This window comes from Clostridium psychrophilum, assembly GCF_018861705.1.
Taxonomy (GTDB): Bacteria; Bacillota; Clostridia; order Clostridiales; family Clostridiaceae; genus Clostridium_AD; species Clostridium_AD psychrophilum.
This window is the reverse complement of the sequence record NZ_JAHLEC010000249.1, coordinates 1-1,232: the sequence shown is the minus strand read 5'-3', so window position 1 is coordinate 1,232 and position 1,232 is coordinate 1. Positions and strand designations below refer to the sequence as shown.

Genomic DNA, 1,232 nt, shown 5'->3' with positions numbered 1-1,232 from the left:
AAAGTAGTTGTTAATTTCATTGCATAACAAAAAGACCATTGCATAACACGAACAATGGTAAATTTAGTAATTATTTAGGACTAACTTAAGCTACTTCTCTAGAATGGTTTTCTATATACATTCTTTGGTGTAACTTAGGATCTCTTAACTGGTATGCCTCTTGGTTTTTTAAAATTGCAAATATGTATTTTATAATCTTATGCATTATTGCTACTAAAGCAACCTTGGCTTTTTTACCTTTAAGATTTTCTTGGTAGTATTTGAGCAAAATAGGGTTTGTAGGCTCCCCATTTCTTTTGCGTCTTATAGATGCTAAAGCAACTGCAAAGAGTGCTCTTCTACCAAAACGAGTACCACGTTTAGACATTTTAACTCTATCACCTTTGAATTTACCAGATTCATTTACAGCTGGATCAACACCAAAAAAAGCGACTAGCTGCTTAGGTTTTAGAAAGTTATCAATAGCCCCAATTTCAGCAAGTACAGTTATAGCTGTAATATATCCTACACCACCAAGTGTCATTAATAAATCAATGTTTTTATTTAATGTAGCTGGTAGCTCATCACTATCAATAAAGCTTCTAATTTCATTCAAGAGCTTAGTTATTTCATTATCGATAGCTCCATATAGTGATATACAAGTTGTTATTGATACCGAAAGTCTTGGAGCCGAAAGGCTTATATATTTAGCTGCATTTGCGCATTCAATTAGTTCAGTGTACTTCTTTTCAGCCCAGTTGATGCCTTTCCTTGAACGTAGAATAATATCAATAATATCTTTCTTTGGAGCTGAAATAACTAATTGAGGAGTTGGGTACTCTTTTAAAATACCTATTGAAGCGCTGCTACATGTGTTAGCAAAGATGTCTTGATACCCACTAAACGAGAGCGTAAGTGAACTGCTAAGCTTTTTCTTATAGCTTGAGCGATCATCTATAAGCTTGTAGTAATCACGAATCATAAGTTTTAATGAAAAAATATTAAGATCAATATCACTTGAAACCTTAATATCTTCATATTTACCTAATTTGGCGATAGATAAAGAATCATTTCTATCATTTTTCACTTTCCTTATATCCTTATTCTTGTTACAATTAGTAACGAGTGGATTGATAATGAATGCATCAAATTTATTATCCTTAAGAAAGTGGAAGAGAGTAAGGTGGTACACGCCAGTGGACTCCATGAAGAATATAGGCTTCATGGCATATTCTTCTTCCACTTTTTTTATT

General features: G+C 32.8%; 1 protein-coding gene. It reads right to left on the bottom strand.

Annotated elements, in window-relative coordinates; all coding sequences use genetic code 11:
• Window positions 1-85: 85 nt before the first annotated feature.
• Window positions 86-1,204: an IS110 family RNA-guided transposase gene (locus KPL38_RS19290; protein WP_281419382.1), complete on the bottom strand. Its 1,119-nt coding sequence runs from the start codon at window positions 1,202-1,204 to the stop codon at window positions 86-88.
• Between the last annotated feature and the right edge of the window lie 28 nt (window positions 1,205-1,232).